Source organism: Rufibacter radiotolerans, from assembly GCF_001078055.1.
GTDB lineage: Bacteria > Bacteroidota > Bacteroidia > Cytophagales > Hymenobacteraceae > Nibribacter > Nibribacter radiotolerans.
In genome coordinates this window covers 4,426,700-4,446,532 of sequence record NZ_CP010777.1, presented here as the reverse complement: position 1 = coordinate 4,446,532, position 19,833 = coordinate 4,426,700, and the positions used below count along the sequence as shown (strand labels likewise).

The following is a 19,833-nucleotide window of genomic DNA, read 5'->3' as shown; positions in this document are numbered from 1 at the left end:
GAAATTGGCCCTGTTCCTTATTTCACCTGCATGGAGGCTGTGGCCTGTCCCAGTTGCCCTTTGGCGGTAAAGCCTTCCACCACGGCACGGTAGGTGGTTTTGGCATCGGCGGCGAAGAAGGTGAGCGTGGCTTTGCCCTGGGCGTCTGTCTTCACGGTAGGGTTCCAGAAAATGGTGGTGCGCCAGTCTGGAGTGTAGACCTCAGAAGGTTTGTCATAGCGCGGCATGTAGAATTCACGCGTAGTCTGGTAGCGGGGCCCCTTGTAGAGAGCAATGCCTTCCAGGCGGGCGTTGGACGTCACTGATTTGGAAGCTCCGCGTTTTAAGATCACGGAAATAACACCGTTTACCCCGGCAGTACCATAAATGGCAGAGGGGGCACCCGGCATGAGAACATCAATCCGTTCTATATCCACCTCCGTAAGGCTCTCCACTCCATTTACATCAGAGGTAATGCCGTCAATCATAAATAGGGGTTCATTAGAGAGGCCACTGCCCGCCTCAGCACCAATGTTCAAAGAAGAGACGCCCCTTAGCACATATTCGCCGTTTACCTCACTCAGGCTAGGTACCCTCCTCATCAGGCTTTTCATAATGCTCATGCCCGGAGGGAATTTATCTGTTTTCACGGAATAGCTGACTTCGTGTGGCGAGTGGAGCGTATTCTGGTCGGCTAAACTCTTGTTGGCATCCAAGTCCCTTCTGCCCCTGATGGTCACCTGGCCCAGCATAATCCCTTTGCCCATAGACTGGTCTACTTTCTGTTGTTCGCGGTTCATACGCAGGTAGGCCCATTGCGGGTCTGACAAGGAAACGGGAGCAGGGGCATAGGGTACCTTAGGGAAAACCTGCGCCGGCACAAAACTCTCAAGGTTCACCAACAGCTGAGTCTTATCTTTTTGGTCCCGCGTCTGCACTACAACTTTTGAAGAATCTGTGAGCGGCGGCAGCGGAACAGAGAATCTGCCTTCCAGGTCTGCTTTCCCCATCATCACGTTCTTAATGTTTTTTGCATCAAACACAGTGACCATGGCATGCGGCTCGGGCTTCTTGCTGTAGCGGGTCACCACCCCACTCACCGAAAGGCCCTGCTCCAATGGGAACGTCAAGGCTGGGTATTTGTCCTGTAGGATCTCTTTCCAGACAAATCGGCGCCAGCCTTGGGTGAGCATTAAGTTATCTAAGGCCTGCAGCACCTCTGGCTGGGTGGAGGAGAAGTAGTAGCCCGGGTTTTCAATGTAGCCCTGAAGGTCTGAGGACAGTTGCAGGTAGGAGACCATGTTGGCCGCATACGGGTTTGGGGACACGGAATGAGCATCAGTCACGCCCAGGGAGAAGTTACCTGCTACCGGGTTGCCCGCCGCGTCTTTCACCTGCAGCTGCAACGTCACTTTCTCACGGGGTTTGTAGGTGGGTTTGTCTGAGGTGAGGGAGATTTGCAATTGCTGGTTCTGGTTCACAAATAGCAGGCGCTCAGACAAAGGCTCACCGGCCTGGTTGAAAAGCGTAATCTGACTGATACCGGTGGGGAATTTCTCCCGGGGGATATCTACCTGAAACACATCTCTACCAGTGGCGCTGCTGGCCCCGAAGAACACTGCTCCCCTGGACTGGGCCACCACGTGCAGGCCGCTGGGTTTGCCTGCGCCGTCTGCGTAGCCTACTGTGTAGCATTTCACGCGCACCAGCTCAGGTTTGGAATTGTCTACAGTCATCACCACGCCCTTGTCCTGGGCGGGGGGCAGCGGGTACACGGTCTCTGTGCCGTTGGCGGCTTTGATGCGGGCCTCGTATTGCTTGCCTTTCTCTGGCAGGAACCCCAGGCGGCCCATCCCGAATTTGAGGCTAGTGAAGTCTGTTACTTTGGTGCCAGCCTGGTCATAGATGGCACCTTGCACGTCTTGGCCCAGGCCCTGCGCGTCTATGGCCTTAAAACCGATGTTGTTCCAGAAGCCGCTTATTAAGGCCCCACCCTCCGGGAAGAACTGCACATCTAGTTTATTGGTGGGCAAAGGCACCAACATGCTTTTAACCACGGGCGCCTTGTCTTTTCCCTGGCCCAAGGACAGTTCCAGCTGGGCCAGTTGGCGGGCATTGCCGTCGGGTAGGAAGAACGTGGTCTTGGTCTTGCCGGCGGCGTTGGTAGTGAGTTTCCGAGGGCCTGATTTTTTACCAGCTTGTTTCACCACATAAGAAACTGGTAATTGCCCGGCGGCCTCTGCCTTGTGGTTCACAAACTCCAGCTGCACGGTCACGGAGTCGCCCTTGCCGGCACGTTTAAAAGAGAAGTTGGCCGCTGGCACCAGGTCGCTTTCCCGGGAGTTCCAGACCTGTATATTCTGGTGGAAGAAATACGTTTCAGGGAAGTTCTGCATCCAGCTGGTGTAGGCGCGTAGTTGGTAGAGCCCTTCGGGGATATCCTCTGGCAAGGTGAAATCCCCGGCCCCTTTCCCTTCCTGCATGTTCAGGACCACCCGCTGGAAGATGGAATCCTGGGGGTTGATCAACTCCACGTATAGCACCTTGCTCAACGGGCTGGGCGCGTGGTCTGAGCTGTTGACCAGATAGGCGCTGAACCAGATGTCTTCGCCGGCGGCGTAGTAGGGCTTGTCCAGGTGCAGGTAGGCTTTCTCCTGGGGGTAATTGCTTTCAAAATGGGTAAGCTTGGCAATGAGCCGCTTTAACATGTCTACTTCCTGCCAGACCTTGGGAGCAAATGCACTTAAAGCAAATAAGAGGAAGAAGGCGACGCCGTAACTCGATTTCACGCGATGGGGCATGGGTGTGGCAGGGGATAAAAATATTGGATAGAATTTAGGTGTTTAAATGTAACTAAAACTTTGAAGAATTGTGCTGCCCCCCAGAAGGAAAACATCGGCTTTGTTTCGCCCCCGGCGGATTTCAACCTTGGGATGTCCTGAATATCGTTTTAAGCCTATATTTCAGAAAACAGGCTTGAAACATCATGAGAGTATTTAGGCTGTGCTTGGCACCAAGTTAGGCCCAAAGCCGCTGCAGAAACCTCAGCGCGTTACGGTAGCTAAGGTCAACTACCGCCTCCCTGGGGTACTGCTGTGCGAGTTCCCGGAGGATGCTTTGGTATTTGGTGGCGTTCCGGTGCTCCGGGTGAAAATGTGATTCGCCGCCCTCCATAATGCCCGATTCCTGGAAGAAATCTGCCCCGAAACATAGGGCTTTGGGCGCGTGTTCAAACCCATATTTTATATGTTCCAGTAACACCTCGGGCTGCGTGGGGTGCACAAACTTTTTAAGGAAATTGACACCAATCAGACCTTCGCGGCGCACCACCTCCTCCACCAGTTCCAGAGGCAGGTTACGCGGGTTGTCATACACCTCCCGGAAGTTGGAGTGGCTGGCGATGATGGGGATGTTCAGGTTCTGGCGGTCAATGAAGGTTAAGATATCAAACGCGGCGGCGTCTGAAGTGTGGGCCAGGTCCAGGGCAATGCGCTTCCCGCTAAGAAACCAGAGCAGCTCCTCGCCGTCTGGCTTCAGGCCGATGCCCGGGGTGAAGTTGCCGCCCGAGAAGCGGTTGGCGTCTACGTGCGTGAGGCTGATGTACAGCAGCGGTCCGGCCAATGTTAAGATTTGCTCCAGCCGGGAAAACGCCAGCTCCAGCGGCTCTTCCTCTTCTACCAACCCCGAGGCATTCTCAATGGCAGCCACCAGTGCCACCCGCTCGCCATGTATAATCTGAGCCTCCAGTTCCTGTGGCTGCACTAGGGCAAATACCTCCTCGTTCTGCAGCAATACTTCCTTGAACAGATGGGCCTGCTTTAAGGTAAAGGCGGCGCTGCCTGGTTCGGTGGGCGTGAAGAAGGCCATGGTCTGCAGCCGTACCCGGCCCGCCTGCAGGTGCGGAATGGCGCAGCCAATGCGGTCCACGTCCATGGCGGTGGCCCCCGGTATCCAGGCCAGGTAACCGGTGAGGTCGCAGTGCAGGTCTATGACGGGAAGATTCATATTGGATGATTGAGAGATTGAATGAGTGAGAGATTGAGAGAATGAAGTATTGTTTAGGGGTAGTTTACGAAGAAGTAGGGAGCCCCTCGCCACAAAGCCGGATTTTTTGCCGAATTTTGCAAAAACAACGCAAAAACGTGCGCACCTCAACCGGCGCACCCCTGGGCTATGGCAACACTTCCTTCTATTATACTGCACGCAGGCAAAGAAACTTCGCTCCAACGCTTCCACCCCTGGGTTTTCTCGGGGGCTATCAAAAAAATAGAGGAGGGCATTCAGGAGGGCGACATTGTGGCCGTGTACACCAACCGCCGCGAGTTCCTGGGCATTGGCCATTACCAGCCGGGCTCCATTGCCGTGCGTATTTTCTCTTTTGAGGAGATAGAGCCTGACTACGCATTCTGGAAAAGCCGGGTGCAACGCGCCGTAGACTACCGCCGCGAGCAGGGCTTCCTGGACACCCCCGACACTGACGTGTATCGCCTTATCTTCGCCGAGGGCGATAACCTACCCGGCCTCATTGTAGACGTGTACGGCAACACCGCCGTCTTGCAGGCGCACAATGTGGGCATGTTCCACGTGCGTCAGCAGATTGCGCAGGCGCTGATTGAAGTATATGACGGCACCCTGACGGCCGTGTATGACAAGAGCGCCGAGACCCTACCGGGCAAAGGCACCGAACACGGCCAGAACGGCTATTTGATTGGTGAGACGGCCGTGCCGCATGTGGTCACCGAGAACGGCAACAAGTTTCTGGTGGATTGGGTGACCGGACAGAAAACCGGTTTCTTCATTGACCAGCGCGAGAACCGCGAACTGCTGGCCCGTTACTCCAAAGGCAAAACCGTGCTCAACACCTTCTGCTACACCGGCGGATTCTCCATCTACGCCCTCAATGCCGGCGCCAAGGTTGTGCACTCCGTGGATGTCTCCAAAAAAGCGATCGTGCTCACCGAGCAGAACGCCGAGCTGAACCACGGCCAGGACCGCCACGAAGCCTTCGCCCTGGATACCTTTGATTTCATGAAAGGCCGTGAAGACTTCTATGACGTGATTGTGCTGGACCCACCGGCCTTCGCCAAAAGCCAGAAAGTACGCCACAACGCGCTCATGGGCTACAAACGCCTGAACGCCGATGCCATTGCCAAAATCAAGCCCGGTGGTATCATCTTCACCTTCTCTTGCTCAGGGGTGGTAGACAAATACCTGTTCCAGAGCACCGTCATGGCCGCCGCCATTGAAGCCGGCCGTAACGTCAAGGTCATGCACCACCTCTCCCAACCCGCAGACCACCCCATCAGCATCTTCCACCCCGAGGGCGAGTATTTAAAGGGCTTGGTACTGTATGTGGAGTAAGGAGTAGCAAGTAGTGCGTATCAGGCAACTAGACCTATAATAATTGATAGAAAACAGGAATCCCGGCAATTTGTGAATTGCCGGGATTCCTGTTTTCTCCGGATTTAGTAAAAAGAAGCTATAAAGTGCTGAAATTGTTAACTAAATTACTTCACTCGTTTTGCAAATGTCTATAATGCGCCCCTCTTGGTTAAACTCAAATATGTAGTGGTCTACAAATCTTAGCTTCTTATAGGCACTTATGGAGACATAATGCTTATTCCCAACTTGCCTGCTAGGTGATACAGCTATATTAAGCCGGTTAGACCAGTTTCTGACTTTCTTAATCTTAATTCCTGACTCAGAGATTCTTAATGACCTTGACTTTTCAGGCAATTGGTCGTAGATCTTTTTCTTGGTTTCTTCTTCCCAGTGTTTACAGGTCATCACAATGCCTATATATAATGAAGTATCCGTTCTTGGATTAAATTCTACAGATTTCAGGTCTGGATAATTTTCAGGCAGAGCATTTAGGAAGAAATGCTCCACAGCTAATTGCTCATAATCAGGCTTTTGCTCTGCTACAAATGCAGAAAATAAGAAATAGACAAATAGCAACATCTGTGTCATTTTGATAGCAAAATCGACTTTAAATTAAGCATTAAAACTTCAATGCCTATGGTCGCTTCTTCAAAGCGAGGGTAGTTGCAAACTACCGCCATCTATAGCCACGAGTTACAAACTCGCGTCAGGGTTAAGGAATAGATTTTGGGTTATGGCTGTTTTGAGGCTGTTTTCTTGAAAACAGCCTCAAAATAGGAAATCATAAATCTTGCTACGCGATACGTGCTACTTGATACCCATTTACAGCTACTTGCTACTATTTCCCCAGCGTGAATAGCCCTTCTACATTCTCCGCTTTCAACGCCTCATCCAAACTCATTCTGATGCGCCATTCTTTGGGGTAGTGGTTGTTGACGCGGTTCTGCAGTTTCTTGCCCCAGCCTAAAGCCACGCCATTGAACTGCACCAAGACCCAGCCGTTGGCCGAGTTTTCCAGCACCACGTCTTCGCGGTGGAGGTATTTGAGGGCGGTGACCTGGTCTACCCCCGCGTGCGGGAAAGCATCTGGCGCTAAGTGTTGGGAGAGGGCCAGGGCGGGCAGGGGCTTGGCGTTGTTTTTCATGACCTCGGCCAGTTCAATGCCGCCGTAGACCACCCGCAGGTTCTCGTAAAGCTGCTCCAGTTCCAGCATCCAGGCTTTGGGCAGGGCCCGCAGAATCTCCTTGTGCTTTACCAGTTCCCAGGCCTGCGGTTCTTTGAGCCAGTCCTGTACCAGGGCTTTTTCCTGCTTGGAGGCCAGCACCAGGAACGGGCGCTTGCTTTTCTTGAACGTGCGGGCTTCCTCACCACCGGTTTTCCGCACAGCGGCCAGGAAGAAGCCTTCGCCCTGGGTTTTATGCGGATAGAAGCGGTAGCCGTGCATGCCTTCCAGTTGGGTTTCGGTCACGCCCCACTCCGGTTGCAGCTGCAGCTGAATGGGCTCGGCTTCCTGTTGGCGGGCCAGCCAGGCCAGGTTCTCCTCGTTTTCCTCCAAGTTATAGGTACAGGTGCTGTAAATCAAAACGCCGCCGGGCTTGAGCGCGTCCCAGACATCCATTAAGATACGGCGCTGACGTTCGCAGCAGAGTTTCACGTTGGCCTCAGACCACTCGTTCATGGCATCTGGGTCTTTCCGGAACATGCCTTCGCCCGAGCAGGGCGCGTCTACCACCATCACGTCAAAAAAGCCGGTCAGCTGCCCCAAATGGCTGGGATCATTGTTGGTGACCACCACGTTGCCGCTGCCCCATTTCTGGATGTTCTCTGCCAGGATATTGGCCCGGGCCTTGATCACTTCATTGGCGACCAGCAAACTTTCAGGAGAAATAAGCGAAGCAATGTGCGTGGACTTTCCGCCGGGCGCACCGCACAAATCCAATACCGCCAACGGCTCGCTTAAGTCAACGCTTTGGCGCAGGGCCTGCTCCAGAAACATGGAACTGGCTTCCTGCACGTAATACGCGCCGCCGTGCAACAGTGGGTCCAGGGTAAAGCTGGGCCGAGAGGGCAGGTAGAAACCGGTCTGGGTCCAGGGCACGGGCGTAAGGCCGGTGGGCAAGGGCAGCTTGGCCTGGTTCACCCGCACGCTAATGGGCGAGGCCTGGCCCAGCGCCTGGGCGAAGGCGGCGTAGGCATCGCCCAACTGGGTTTGCATGCGGGTCTCAAAGGAAGCCGGAAGGGTCACGCTCATAGGAATAAAGCCAGGTAAAAGAGAAGGCCGCCGCAAAGATACCATTTCTGTTTTAGGCCCGTTTTCCTAAAATCAGGGGTAAAACAGAAGTTACTCATTCTCTGAGGCCTCTATCCAAAGTTTGCGGGCCGTGGCTTGCGCCGAAAAACCGGCTCCCTGCCTAAACCGTCCCCGGAACAGAATGGACACGTACTGCCCTATGGCCAGCTCGCTCAGCGTACGGCTTTTCCCGTCCGGCCCAATGACTTGCGTAATAGGGGTCACCAGAACCAGCGCCCGGCTGAACTGCGAGTCTTGGTCCAGCGTGCCCTCTACAAAGATGACCACCTGCCCCTGGTTGTACTCCCGCTGCGTGATGTACCCGCGTATGTCTACCCGCTTGGGCGAAAGTCTTGGAATAGGGGCTTCGGTGGAGTCTTCTGTGGTGGTGGCTGCGCTTTCTGCCGGGGCTGAGCCCGCCGGGGCGGCGGTCTGGCAACTGAACAACCAGACAGTAAGCAAGCTTAAAAGAATATAAGAAAAAGCTATCCTGGGCATCTTCATGTGTTTAGAAAGTAAGGCTATAATCCTAAAAACGAGAACAATACCCCGGCGGCCGAAAATTTATCTAGGCAAACTGTATTTTTAGGTTATTTTTGAGAAAACAGGCGTAAAACGGACCATTTACCCGCCAGAAGTTGTTACGTCTGTGGCTGTCTGCCAAGGCCGCAAGCCCTCACCTTTCATTCTTTTGCGGCAGGCGCAGCACGGAAAAATTTATTTTATGGCTAAAATCAAAACAGCATATTTCTGCCAGAGCTGCGGCGCCCAATCGGCTAAATGGATAGGCAAGTGCCCCGCCTGCGGCGAATGGAATACCTACGTAGAGGAAGTTCTGTTGCGCGAGGACGTCACTCCTACCAGCGCCTGGAAAGTGGGCACCAGCAGCCAGCAGGTGGCCAGCAAACCCAAGGCTATCAATGATATTACCTACTCAGAGCAGGCCCGCATTGAAACCACTGACGCCGAACTGAACCGCGTGCTGGGGGGCGGCATCGTGCCGGGCTCCATGGTACTGATCGGCGGCGAGCCGGGCATTGGCAAGTCTACGCTCATGCTGCAGATTGCCCTGAGTCTGCGCGCCCAAAGGGTGCTTTATATCTCTGGCGAGGAAAGCGAGCAGCAGATCAAGATGCGCGCCGAACGCCTGGGCGCCCAACACCCCAACTGCTTTATCTTAACCGAGACCGGCACCCAGAACATCTTCAAGCAGATTGAACAGCTCCAGCCAGATGTCTTGATCGTGGACTCCATTCAGACGCTGCATTCTTCCTTTATTGAAAGCGGGGCGGGTAGTGTGGCGCAGGTGCGCGAGTGTACCGCCGAATTGCTCAAGTTCGCAAAGGAGAGCGGCACGCCGGTGTTTTTGATCGGGCATATCACCAAAGAAGGCAGCCTGGCCGGGCCTAAGATTCTGGAGCACATGGTAGACACCGTGTTGACTTTTGAAGGCGACCGCCACATGACCTACCGCATTCTGCGCACCACCAAAAACCGCTTCGGGAGCACGTCTGAACTAGGTATCTATGAAATGCTGGGCACTGGCCTGCGGGAAGTAAGCAACCCATCTGAAATCCTGATTTCGCAGCGCGAAGAGTCCTTCAGTGGCATTACCATTGGCGGCACCATGGAAGGCAACCGACCCTTATTAATTGAGGTGCAGAGCCTGGTCACGCCCGCCACCTACGGTACGCCGCAACGCAGCTCCACGGGGTTTGACGTGAAACGCCTGAACATGCTGCTGGCCGTGCTGGAGAAACGCGGGGGCTTTAAAATGGGTACCCAGGACGTGTTCCTGAACATTGCCGGCGGCCTAAAGGTAGAGGACCCCGCCCTGGATCTGGCCATCTGCGCCGCCATGCTGTCCTCGTTTGAGGACATCGCTATACCGCACACCTCCTGCTTTGCCGCTGAGGTGGGCCTGGGGGGCGAGGTACGGGCGGTACACCGCATAGAACAACGCATCTCAGAGGCCGAAAAGCTCGGTTTCCAGGATATTTATATTTCAAAGTACAACAAGAAAGGGGTGGACCTGAGCCGGTTTAACATCAGAATTCATGCGGCCAGCCGTTTAGAGGAGGTGTTCAGTGGGTTGTTTGGCTAAGGTCTGTTTGAACTCTTTTTTTGCACTTTGGCGTTACAGTACCATTCCTATATAAAAAAGAAGTTCCCCTTAATTATTATCCCTGCATGCCATGACGTTTACTTTAAAAACCCTTTCCCCCGCATTTCTTTTTTCTTTGGTGTTAAGCGTAGTCCCGGCTACATCGGTCTGGGCCCAGAATACGGTCACCATTACAGGCCGGGTTTCTAACCCGGTCAGTGACAGCGTTTTGCTGGAACTCTACACGGTGCCCGCCTCTTATTCTGGGGTGTCTCATACGGTGGCATTGTCAGATAAAGGGGAGTTTACCATCAAGGCGCCCGTGGGGGAGGCCATGCTGGGAGAGCTGGTACATGGGCCGGAGTCGGTGATGTTGTACCTGCAGCCCGGCGATGCCCTGGACGTGCGCGTAGAGGCCGAGGATTTTATCTCCAGTATCAAGATAAAGGGAAAAGGGTTTGACGAGAATAACTTCCTGCTGCAGTTTGAGAAGAAGTTTGAGGAAGAGGAAGATTACCAGGTGCTGCCAGAGAACATCCATAAACGGGAAAAGGAGTTCCTCCAGTTTCTGGAGGAGCGGCGCGAAGACCAGTACGCGTTTTTGGAGAAGTTCCTGAAAAACAAGAAGGTGTCTGAGGAGTTCAAGGGGTACGCCAAGGCCCAGATTGAGTTCACCTACGCCAATGACCGCCTCACCTATGTAGACGTGCGCAAGCGCGTGGGTGACCTGCCGCCGCAGCTTTCCCCTACCTACTATGACTTTCTCGCCAAGGTAGACGTGAATGAGGCAGGTGCCATCAGAAGCCAGGCCTACCTTGATTTCCTGAATAACTATTTCCAGTTCAAAGCCCTAAAGGAGCAGCCCAACAACCTGGGCCGCGATTTCTACCCCACCTTATATGCCCTGGCTAAAAAAGAACTGAAAGGCGTTCCCCGCGAGATGATGCTGTCCCGCGTGGTGTCGCAGGCGTTTAGGTTTGGCTACGTGCCAGATGCAGATGCCATGTACCTTGACTTTCTGAAAGAGGCCAAACAGCCTACTTACGTGAGCTACGTGAAAGACCAATACAAGCAGTTCAGAAGGGTGGGCTTGGGCACCACGGCTCCTGCCTTCAAACTCCTTTCCGCCGCCGGCGACAGCGTTTCTCTGGATAAATACAAGGGCAAGATTGTGTACCTGGGCTTCTGGCGCACCCACTGCGGCATTTGCACGGTAGACCAGCAGGCCTACAAGTATTTCGCGCAGCAACTGGCCGCCAAAGACATTGTGTTGCTGCAGGTGTCTGTGGGCGAGGACCTGGCCACCTGGAAAAAAACGGTGGCCCAGAACAAATACCCGGGTGTGCAGCTGTACGCGCCAGACCTTTCGGCCCAGATCCTGAAGGACTATGACGTGAAAAGTTTTCCGGCGTATTTCATGATTGCCCCAGACGGTACCCTGTTCAATACCAATGCCCGCCGCCCCGGCCATGCCGAAGGCGCCCGTGACGTGGCCACCGCCGTTGACAAATACCGCGAGGGCCAGGGGAAGTAGCGTTTTTTGCGTACTTTTGGAAAAACAGGCTTAAAACGGACTTTTACGTAAACGCCTGGAGCTGCCGGCTTCTGCCCTTAAGGGAGAAACAGCACCGCACCTTTACTTCTAGCATTTAATTCCCTTGACCCGAGGCACCTTACAGGATGGATTGAACCTGGCATCTAAGCTTACCCCCCGCCGCGCCTGGAACGTGCTGCAGGTAGTGAGCAGCTATGCCCTGGCCCGCCTTACCAAAAAGCCCCGCCACTGGGGCACGCCGGTGAGCATCTCCTTTGAGCCCACCACTTCCTGCAACCTGCGCTGCCCCGAGTGCCCCAGCGGCCTGCGGTCCTTCACCCGTCCTACGGGCATGCTCTCCAATGACCTGTTCAAGCAGACCATAGACCAGTTGCACAACCGCCTGCTTTACCTGCTCTTTTATTTCCAGGGCGAGCCGTACCTGCATCCTTCGTTCCTGGACTTGGTGAAGTACGCCTCTCAAAAAGGCATCTACACCGCCACCTCTACCAACGCCCACTACCTCTCTGAGGAGAACGCCCGCAAGACTGTGGAGTCTGGCCTGGACCGCCTTATCATTTCCCTGGACGGTACCACCCAGGAGGTGTACAAGCAGTACCGCATAGGCGGAAAGCTGGACAAGGTGTTGGAAGGCACCAAGCGGCTAGTGGAGCAGAAACGCGAGCTCAAGTCCAGGACCCCATACCTTATCTTCCAGTTTCTGGTGGTGCGCCCCAATGAGCACCAGATTGAGGATGCCCGGCAACTGGCCAAAGACCTGGGCGTGGATGACATCTGGTTCAAGACCGCGCAGATCTATGACCATGAACACGGCTCGCCGCTTATCCCTACCATAGACTATTACAGCAGGTACCAGGCCCAGCCCAACGGCACGTACTCGCTAAAGAACAAACTGATTGACGGCTGCTGGAAGATGTGGCATTCCTGCGTGATCACTTGGGACGGCCTGGTGGTGCCCTGCTGCTTTGACAAAGACGCGCATTACCGCCTGGGCAACCTGCAGCAGCAATCCTTTAAAGAGCTCTGGAAAAGCGAAGGCTATAAAAAATTCAGAGGCTCTCTGTTGCAGGGGCGCACCCAGATAGAGATGTGCCGCAATTGCTCAGAAGGCACTAAAGTTTGGGGATAGCGCTTTTCTCTGGCAATTAATGTGGCTTGGATTCCCTATCTTTCGTATGTAGGGTAAATTTATTTCGTCTCTTCTTTTTCAGGGCAGGTGTGAATGTGTGTTTTTTGCGCGGCAAAAGCCATATTTACCATGCCCGTACGTGACTTTCTATTTGCACACCCGTGATTGAACTGAACAAAGCGTTCCAACTTTTATGGCAGAAAATGGACCTGTGGCTAAAAGCCGTGGTGCTCATGCTGCCTAACCTGCTCATGGCCCTGCTGGTGCTGATCCTTTCTGTGATCACGGCCCGGCTCATGCGCCGCACCTCAGACAAACTGCTCATCAGGTTTACCCATAGCAGTGCCCTCAACAACCTGGTAGGCACCACGGTCTACGCCAGCATCATGGTGCTGGGCATCTTCTTCACCCTCAGTATTCTTAAACTGGATAAGACGGTCACCACCTTGTTGGCGGGTGCCGGTATCATAGGTTTAGCCCTGGGTTTCGCGTTTCAGGACATTGCCGCCAACTTCATCTCGGGGGTGATCATCGCCTTTAGAAAGCCCTTTGTGGTAGGCGACGTGATTGACACCAATGACCATTTCGGGACTATTGAGCGCATAAACCTGCGCACTGTAGACATTAGAAGGCAGACAGGCGAGCTGGTGAAGATGCCTAACCGTAAGGTGTTTGAGTCGGCGCTCATCAATTACACGCACTACGGCATCCGGCGCATTGACCTGAAGGTAGGGGTTTCTTATGCCGAGGACCTGGACCGCGTACGGGAAGTGGTGAAAGCCGCCATGGTAGACATTCCCAACATGATTGAGGGCAAAGACGTGGAAGTGGTGTATGAGGAGTTCGGGGCCAGCAGTATCAACTTTCTGGTGCGCTACTGGATCAGTTACAAACGCCAGACCGACTTTGTCTACGCCAAGAGCGAGGCCATCATGCGCATTAAAAAAGCCTTTGACACGCATAACATTGAGATTCCGTTCCCTATCACCACCCTCAACTTTGGGGTGAAAGGCGGTAAGAACCTATCCATTGAGTTGAAAGAGGCAAATCAGCAGCTGGCTCAGGGGGCGAACCAGAAAGTGGAGATTGTCCCCCAGGAAGAAACTCCCCCAGGCCTTCCGGAGAAAGGCGAGGAAACAGGAGACACAAAAAAAGCGGCCGACGAATAATCGTCGGCCGCTTTGGCTTTTGGCCCTGCTTGGGCAGGCTATTTATCTTTCTTGTCTAAGTTCTTGCCAATATCCTCTACCTGCTTCAGGAAAGCATCTACCCCTTGGTCGGCGTAGGTGCCGTAGGAGTTAGAGATGGTTCCCTTAATGCCGTCATTGGTTTCAATAGCGTACAGAATAGACATGTCATCTGGGTTGCTCTCGCCCTCAAAGCGGTAAAAGTCTACAATGCGTACCTGGTCAGCGTTATAGAACTTGTCTGAGTCAAGCACACACAGACGGTTATCATCTGTTACTTTAAAGTTATGTGTATAGCCTTCTTTGTTAAGGCGAGCTTCTACGTTGATTAAGCTTCTTTCTTCTTCCTTGTCTTGCATAGCCAGAGGTATTAGGGTTGTTTTTGGGTTATAGGGTATTTGTTGGCTATACGTAAAAACCCCGCCGGGTTGCCAGCTATATTCAATAAAAATAATATTCAAACGGGAGATGCCAGGCCTGACGCAACAGGTACCAGAAATAGGGAAGGCCTGTTTTGCGCCTGTTTTCTGAAAAACGGCCCTGAAACGGAAAGGCAAAAAGAAAGGCATCCTTTGGAAAGAATGCCTTGAGAAGGTAAGACGAAGCCATGTTATTTGGCAGGGGTCCGTTTGGACGCCTCTATCTCCCGGGCAATTTTCTCCAGGTCAATTGAGGAGCAGGCGCTTCCGCAGCCTTTCGCGCAGCCCACGTCCTTAGAGAAAAAGCTTTTATACCCCAGCCGCAACACATAGCCAGTGGCTAAAAGAAAAATCAGCAGAATAATGATTTCCTGTACCATAACAAGAGGATAACGCTGGCAAAGGTAGAAATAGTTTAAGGCAAGGGCTACAATTACTCCTGCCACCTACTATACCAAAGGTAACCTGTTTTAAGCCTGTTTTACAGAAAAAAGCCTCAAAACAGGTTTTCTTAAAACAGGCTTACAATTCCACCCCGGTGTTTCTGGGCTGCTGGGTTTTCCAGAAGGGGGCAATGAGGGCCAGCATCTCTTTCTGCACGGCTGGGCCGTTGCTCACGCAGATCTCCCGGCCAAACACGTAGTCCTTGCCTCCCCTGAAATCGGTTACCTGTCCGCCGGCCTCCTGCACCAGCAGGGCGCCGGCCGCTACGTCATAGGAGTTGATATTGTATTCAAAGTAGCCGTCAAACCTTCCGCAGGCCACGTAGGCCAGGTCCAGGGCAGCAGAGCCCAACCGGCGGAGGCCGTGGCAACTTTGCATGAAGGCGCCCATCACGTTCAGGTAGCTGGGCAGCAGGTCAAAGTTGTAGTACGGGAAGCCCGTGGCAATAAGCGAGCCGCTCAAAGCTGGGGTCTGCGACACCGAGATGCGGTTCTGGTTGCAGAAGGCGCCGCCACCGGCAATGGCATGGTAGCACTCGTCTCGGCAGATGTCATATACTACGCCCAAAACCAGCTCGTCTTTCTGCTGCAGCGCAATACTGATGGCATAGATGGGCAGGCTATGAATAAAGTTAGTGGTACCGTCCAGGGGGTCAATGATCCAGTTGTACTCCTCAGACTGCTCAGACTTGGTGCCTTCCTCGGTGATGTAGCCCGCCTCCGGCAGCAGTTGCTCCAGAGTGGCCACCAGCATTTTCTCCGCCTCCTTGTCTACGTAAGACACCAGGTCATTGACACCTTTGTGCTCCAGACGGGCCACGTCAAACTGAGCGGCTTCGGTCTGGATAAACTGGCCTACTTCTCTGGTGAGCTTTACTACCTGGTCTCTGAGGGCGGAAAGGTCTTGCATAGGTTCTAAGGATAATTGCTTCTCACAGGAGAGGCGGGTTACTTATTTCAAAGGTCTGCGGCGCGTGGTGCCCAGCACAAAGGCAATAAAGACAAAGCCCATGGCCAGCCACTGGGTACCGTGCCCAATATATTCACCGTTACGGGTATAGAAGGTCTGCTCCTGGTTGAACCTGATCACGCCTTTAAGCGCCGCCGGCACCCACCAGCCAGATTTCTGCACCAATTCGCCTTTTTGGTTGATAAAGCCCGAGATACCTGTATTAGCCGAACGGGCCACCGCGCGCCGGGTTTCAATGGCCCGCAGATTGGCGTACTCTAAGTGCTGCTTGTAGCCCGGCGAGTCGCTCCACCACGCGTCATTGGTGATGATGAAGATGGCATTGGCGCCGTTCCGCACGTATTCGCTCACGTACTCGCCGTAGATGGACTCATAGCAGATCACGGGCGCGCCCGATAGGTTGGGGTGCTGCGCGTGGCGGAACACCGAGCGCTCTTCCTGCATGCCGTAGCTGCCCACCGAACCACCCAGGTCAATGGCCATGGGCCCTAAGAACCCGAATAGCCCCGGATAGGGTAGTTTCTCCACGCCCGGCACCAGCTTTGATTTATGGTAGAACTCAAATTTACCGCTTTGCTGCAGATGCAGGCCGGCATTGAACACGTCATAATAGCCTATTTCCGGGTAACGCCGGGCGGTCACGCTTTTCTTGGTGGAGTCTGGGTACTGGATAGCCGAGGTGATGCCCGAGACCAGTTCTACGCCGGGGTGTCGGGCCAGGAAATCCTGCAGGGCCAACCGCACGGGGCTGAACTGAAAATTCTCCTCCCAGTTTAGGCCGTTACTGATGGAAGTCTCGGGCCACAGCACAAATTTGGTATTGGGGGTGATCTGCTGGTCAGAGAGTTTGATTAACCGCGCCAGTTGCTGGTCAAACGGAATATAGCCTTCGGCGCCCTCAAACTTCTCGCGGTAGGGGTCTACGTTGGGTTGTACTACCACTACTTCGGCGGCCTCGCCTTTCTCCTGGTATTGGCTGCCAATCCAGAAGGAAAGCAGCAACGGCAGCAAAATAGCCGCGGCCGGCGCCCACCACCGGGCCATGGATTTCTTTCTGGACTGCAGGGCAAAGAATATTAGGAGGTTCACTACCCAGATCCAGACGGAGCCGCCCAGGAAACCGGTGTACTCATACCACTGCACCCAGCTGGGCATGGAGGCAAAGCCGTTGCCCAGAGTAAGCCAGGGCCAGCTGAGGTCCCAGTTCAGGTGGAACTGCTCAAAGGCGATCCAGTAGACGGGTAAACTCGCGTAGCCAATGATCTGGCCGGCGGCGCGCTTGGTCCAATAGAACGCCATCATGGGCATCATCATAAAGAGCGCATTGAACACCACGGCCGCAATACCGCCGCCTAGCGTGGAATAGCTTACCCAGTAGGTCGTGAAGATGTTCCAGAGCAACAGCGTGAGGTAGGCATGCCGGAAGAACCGACGCGCCTTTTTGGGTTTGTTCTGGCTGGAGATGATCTGCTCCATGAGCAGGAACGGCACCCAGCCCACAAACAGGAAAAAGGCCACCGGTTTCACGGGCCAGCCCAGCCACAGCAACAGAGCGCTCAGCAGCGCCAACAATGAAAGTGTAGAACGGTTATTTGCTTCCTTGAACAACAATGACAAACTCTCCTTTAATGGCTTTAGTGGTAAACGTCTGCACCATTTCTGCCAGGGTGCCATTCAACGTTTCTTCAAATAGTTTACTTATCTCGCGGCTCACCGAGACCATGCGCTCCGGCCCGAACACCTCTTTGAATTGCTCCAGCGTCTTTAACACCCGGTGCGGCGACTCATAGAAAACCATGGTGCGCTCTTCCTGGGCTAGGCTCTGCAGGCGCGTCTGCCGTCCTTTCTTGATGGGCAGGAAACCCTCAAAGGTGAACCGATCCGTGCTGAAACCCGATTTCACCAGGGCTGGCACAAAGGCGGTAGGCCCGGGAAGGCACTCAATCTTGATACCTTCCTGCACGCAGGCCCTTACCAGCAGAAAGCCGGGGTCTGAGATACCGGGCGTGCCGGCGTCTGAGACCATGGCCATTTTCTCGCCCTTTTTCAGGCGTTCTACCAGGTGCGCCACCGCCTTGTGCTCATTGTGCAGGTGGTGGCTGTGCATGCGCTTGTCAATGCCCAGGTGGTTGAGGAGCTTGCCGCTGGTGCGGGTATCCTCGGCTAAAACCACGTCCACTTCCTTTAGAATACGGATGGCCCGAAGGGTGATATCCTCCAGGTTGCCAATGGGCGTGGGCACTAAATATAAGCGGGTTTCTTCTGCAGGCTCGGCCATAGGCCAAAGATAGGGAAAAATGAGTTCTGAGTTCTGAGTGAGGAAACGCCTTTTAGGCACGTTTTCCGGAAAACAGGCTCAAAACAGGTTTGCCGCTTGCTGGCCCTAGTCGTTGCCGGGCTTGGCGTTGTATTGCTCGGCCAGCGCGCTTATCCTTTTGGCCAGCGCGTGGTCTTTTTGGGTAACGGTGGTGCCGGCGTCATAGGTGGTGAGCCTGAACTCTACCTTGTTGTAGACGTTGCTCCACCACGGGTGATGGTTGAGTTCCTCGGCCACCTGGGCCACGTCGGTCATGAACGCGAAGGCTTCTTTAAAGTCTTTGAAGCTGAAGGACTGGGTGAGATGGTTGTTTTTTTCGGTCCACATAAAGCGTAGGTTTTGGTCTAAGGAAAAGGAAGGCCGCCGGCTGCTTTCTGGCCTGCCGCGCCTCCGTGTTTTTACTCTCTTTTCCGGAAAACGGCCATAAAACGTATCTCTTCCAGAGCAATTAAGTAAAAAGGAGGCAGTCTTTCACCTAGCCCCTGCACACCTTATTACACATCCTTAACCAACAGCATATAGTATATGGCAACCGAGAAACCGAAGAAAGTTCCAGACCAGCACCAGGACCAGCAACCCGGCAATGAGCATGAAATGATTCCCGTGCCTACCGTCATCCGGAAAGAATACAAGGGCAGCGAAAAGCTCAAAGGCAAGAAAGCCCTGATCACCGGCGGCGACAGCGGCATTGGTCGGGCCGTGGCGGTCCATTTCGCCCGCGAGGGCGCCGACGTAGCCATTATCTACCTCAATGAAGACAAAGACGCCAAAGACACCCAGAAGATGGTGGAGAAAGAAGGCCGCAGATGCGTCTTGATTGCCGGCGATCTGCGCGATGAGAAGTTCTGCAAGGACAGCGTGAAGCAGGCCGTAAAAGAACTGGGCGGGCTCAACATCCTAGTGAACAACGCCGCCGAGCAGCACGAGAAGCAGGATCTGCGCGAGATTACTGGCCAGCAGTTGGAAAACACGTTCCGGACCAACATCTTCTCCTTTTTCTTTGTGGCCCAGGCCGCCCTGGACCACTTGCAGAAAGGCGACAGCATTATCAATACCACTTCCATTACCTCTTACCGGGGTTCTGAGCACTTAATGGATTACTCGGCTACTAAAGGCGCCATAACCACCTTTACCCGGTCACTCTCGCAGAACCTGGCCAAGGCAGGCATACGCGTGAACGCCGTGGCCCCCGGCCCCATCTGGACCCCGCTGATTCCGGCCACGCTGGAAGAAGTAGGTAAGTTTGGGCAAGACCAGCCCATGGGCCGCCTGGGTCAACCCTCAGAGGTGGCTCCCGCCTATGTGTTTCTGGCCTCTGAAGACGGTTCTTACATTACCGGGCAGACCATTCACGTGAATGGCGGTGAGATGATCAACGGATAGGCCTTAACCTTTCCACGTGGAAAACAGTAAACAAGGGTACAATTTTCAACCTAACCCCAACGCCTATGGCAACTGACAATAAAGCGCACCCTAACGGACATGACCGTCCGGTACGGGTGATTGACGATACCAGTACCAACATGGAAGACATGATGGCTGGACATATTATCCCGGGCGCAGATCCGCCCAAGAATGAAGCCCAGCGCGGCGGTTTCGGGAACCGGGATGGTAAGGAAGGCTACGGCTCAGACTCTTCAGACGGACCTTCATCTGTGAGCGTAAACGAAGACGCTGACAGCACCGAGCATCCGGCAGACAACATGCGCACCGAGGAAGAAGGCCGCGGCACGTGATCTAGTGACGAGTGATAAATGATATGTTGAACTAACTTAAAAAGGAGGAACTCATGCCATATAAAAGCAATAACACCAACCAGGACTCTAAGTCTCAAAAGGGCGGACCCGCCAACAGAGGCGATGACAAAGCCGGCGCCAAAACCACCGGCGGACCAGAGGCCATTGACCGCGCGGAAGAACTGGTAGCCAAGCACCTGGATGATCAGGAGCGTCCGGTTCCGGAGGCCCGCACCCACCCCAACCGAAACACCAATAAACCAAACATTGACAAGCCAGGCTATGGCGGTTCCTGATTTGGTTTCCCTATAAATGAAAAGGC

Annotated in this window: 19 protein-coding genes; 8 read left to right on the top strand and 11 right to left on the bottom strand. The window is 54.0% G+C overall.

From position 1 onward, the window contains the following. Positions 1–17 precede the first annotated feature (17 nt). Positions 18–2,780 carry a TonB-dependent receptor plug domain-containing protein gene (locus TH63_RS18075; protein ID WP_082161784.1) on the bottom strand — a complete coding sequence of 921 codons (2,763 nt, stop codon included), beginning with the start codon at positions 2,778–2,780 and terminating at the stop codon, positions 18–20. Between the two features lie 217 nt (positions 2,781–2,997). Continuing rightward, entirely contained in the window at positions 2,998–3,984 is a 987-nt protein-coding gene (locus TH63_RS18070; protein WP_048922181.1) for a dipeptidase, read from the bottom strand. A 168-nt stretch (positions 3,985–4,152) separates the two neighbouring features. Here TH63_RS18070 and TH63_RS18065 point away from each other — a divergent pair, with 168 nt between their 5' ends. Continuing rightward, entirely contained in the window at positions 4,153–5,340 is a 1,188-nt protein-coding gene (locus tag TH63_RS18065) for a class I SAM-dependent rRNA methyltransferase (protein WP_048922180.1), read from the top strand. 141 nt (positions 5,341–5,481) lie between these two features. Here the strand turns inward: TH63_RS18065 and TH63_RS18060 are convergent, their stop codons facing one another. The 3 genes from TH63_RS18060 to TH63_RS18050 all read right to left on the bottom strand — a co-directional run bounded on the left by TH63_RS18060 (position 5,482) and on the right by TH63_RS18050 (position 8,149). After that, positions 5,482–5,940 (bottom strand): hypothetical protein, encoded by a 459-nt coding sequence (locus TH63_RS18060; RefSeq protein WP_197088593.1) that lies wholly within the window; start codon positions 5,938–5,940, stop codon positions 5,482–5,484. A gap of 259 nt (positions 5,941–6,199) precedes the next feature. Continuing rightward, on the bottom strand, positions 6,200–7,612 hold the full coding sequence (locus tag TH63_RS18055; RefSeq protein WP_048922178.1) for a methyltransferase RsmF C-terminal domain-like protein: 1,413 nt from the start codon (positions 7,610–7,612) through the stop codon (positions 6,200–6,202). Between the two features lie 90 nt (positions 7,613–7,702). Continuing rightward, the gene (locus TH63_RS18050; protein ID WP_197088592.1) at positions 7,703–8,149 is read right to left on the bottom strand and encodes a hypothetical protein; all 447 of its coding nucleotides are present in this window, start codon (positions 8,147–8,149) and stop codon (positions 7,703–7,705) included. Positions 8,150–8,375: 226 nt separating this feature from the next. Between TH63_RS18050 and radA the strand changes: the two genes are divergently transcribed. The 4 genes from radA (at position 8,376) to TH63_RS18030 (ending at position 13,608) form a co-directional block, all read left to right on the top strand. After that, the gene (gene radA / locus TH63_RS18045) at positions 8,376–9,755 is read left to right on the top strand and encodes a DNA repair protein RadA (protein WP_048922962.1); all 1,380 of its coding nucleotides are present in this window, start codon (positions 8,376–8,378) and stop codon (positions 9,753–9,755) included. 91 nt (positions 9,756–9,846) lie between these two features. Further along, the gene (locus tag TH63_RS18040; protein WP_048922176.1) at positions 9,847–11,289 is read left to right on the top strand and encodes a peroxiredoxin family protein; all 1,443 of its coding nucleotides are present in this window, start codon (positions 9,847–9,849) and stop codon (positions 11,287–11,289) included. Between the two features lie 124 nt (positions 11,290–11,413). After that, on the top strand, positions 11,414–12,439 hold the full coding sequence (locus tag TH63_RS18035; RefSeq protein WP_048922175.1) for an SPASM domain-containing protein: 1,026 nt from the start codon (positions 11,414–11,416) through the stop codon (positions 12,437–12,439). 161 nt (positions 12,440–12,600) lie between these two features. Next, entirely contained in the window at positions 12,601–13,608 is a 1,008-nt protein-coding gene (locus TH63_RS18030) for a mechanosensitive ion channel family protein (protein ID WP_076606536.1), read from the top strand. Positions 13,609–13,646: 38 nt separating this feature from the next. Here the strand turns inward: TH63_RS18030 and TH63_RS18025 are convergent, their stop codons facing one another. The 6 genes from TH63_RS18025 to TH63_RS18000 form a co-directional block, all read right to left on the bottom strand. Beyond that, entirely contained in the window at positions 13,647–13,985 is a 339-nt protein-coding gene (locus TH63_RS18025) for a hypothetical protein (protein ID WP_048922174.1), read from the bottom strand. A 251-nt stretch (positions 13,986–14,236) separates the two neighbouring features. Beyond that, positions 14,237–14,425: a hypothetical protein gene (locus TH63_RS18020; RefSeq protein ID WP_048922173.1), complete on the bottom strand. Its 189-nt coding sequence runs from the start codon at positions 14,423–14,425 to the stop codon at positions 14,237–14,239. Positions 14,426–14,567: 142 nt separating this feature from the next. Continuing rightward, positions 14,568–15,398, bottom strand: coding sequence for an inositol monophosphatase family protein (locus TH63_RS18015; protein ID WP_048922172.1), 831 nt, complete (start codon positions 15,396–15,398; stop codon positions 14,568–14,570). Positions 15,399–15,440: 42 nt separating this feature from the next. Beyond that, positions 15,441–17,075 (bottom strand): apolipoprotein N-acyltransferase, encoded by a 1,635-nt coding sequence (gene lnt / locus TH63_RS18010; protein WP_231583506.1) that lies wholly within the window; start codon positions 17,073–17,075, stop codon positions 15,441–15,443. Then, positions 17,047–17,736: a 16S rRNA (cytidine(1402)-2'-O)-methyltransferase gene (rsmI, locus tag TH63_RS18005; protein ID WP_048922170.1), complete on the bottom strand. Its 690-nt coding sequence runs from the start codon at positions 17,734–17,736 to the stop codon at positions 17,047–17,049. Before rsmI ends, lnt begins: the two co-directional genes overlap by 29 nt. A gap of 105 nt (positions 17,737–17,841) precedes the next feature. After that, the gene (locus tag TH63_RS18000) at positions 17,842–18,102 is read right to left on the bottom strand and encodes a 4a-hydroxytetrahydrobiopterin dehydratase (protein ID WP_048922169.1); all 261 of its coding nucleotides are present in this window, start codon (positions 18,100–18,102) and stop codon (positions 17,842–17,844) included. A 198-nt stretch (positions 18,103–18,300) separates the two neighbouring features. Between TH63_RS18000 and TH63_RS17995 the strand changes: the two genes are divergently transcribed. From TH63_RS17995 to TH63_RS17985, 3 genes are all read left to right on the top strand, one after another. After that, positions 18,301–19,158, top strand: a complete 858-nt coding sequence (locus TH63_RS17995; protein WP_048922168.1) for an SDR family oxidoreductase — start codon at positions 18,301–18,303, stop codon at positions 19,156–19,158. A 65-nt stretch (positions 19,159–19,223) separates the two neighbouring features. After that, the gene (locus TH63_RS17990; protein ID WP_048922167.1) at positions 19,224–19,511 is read left to right on the top strand and encodes a hypothetical protein; all 288 of its coding nucleotides are present in this window, start codon (positions 19,224–19,226) and stop codon (positions 19,509–19,511) included. Between the two features lie 53 nt (positions 19,512–19,564). Beyond that, positions 19,565–19,807 (top strand): hypothetical protein, encoded by a 243-nt coding sequence (locus TH63_RS17985; RefSeq protein ID WP_048922166.1) that lies wholly within the window; start codon positions 19,565–19,567, stop codon positions 19,805–19,807. The last annotated feature ends 26 nt before the right edge of the window (positions 19,808–19,833 follow it).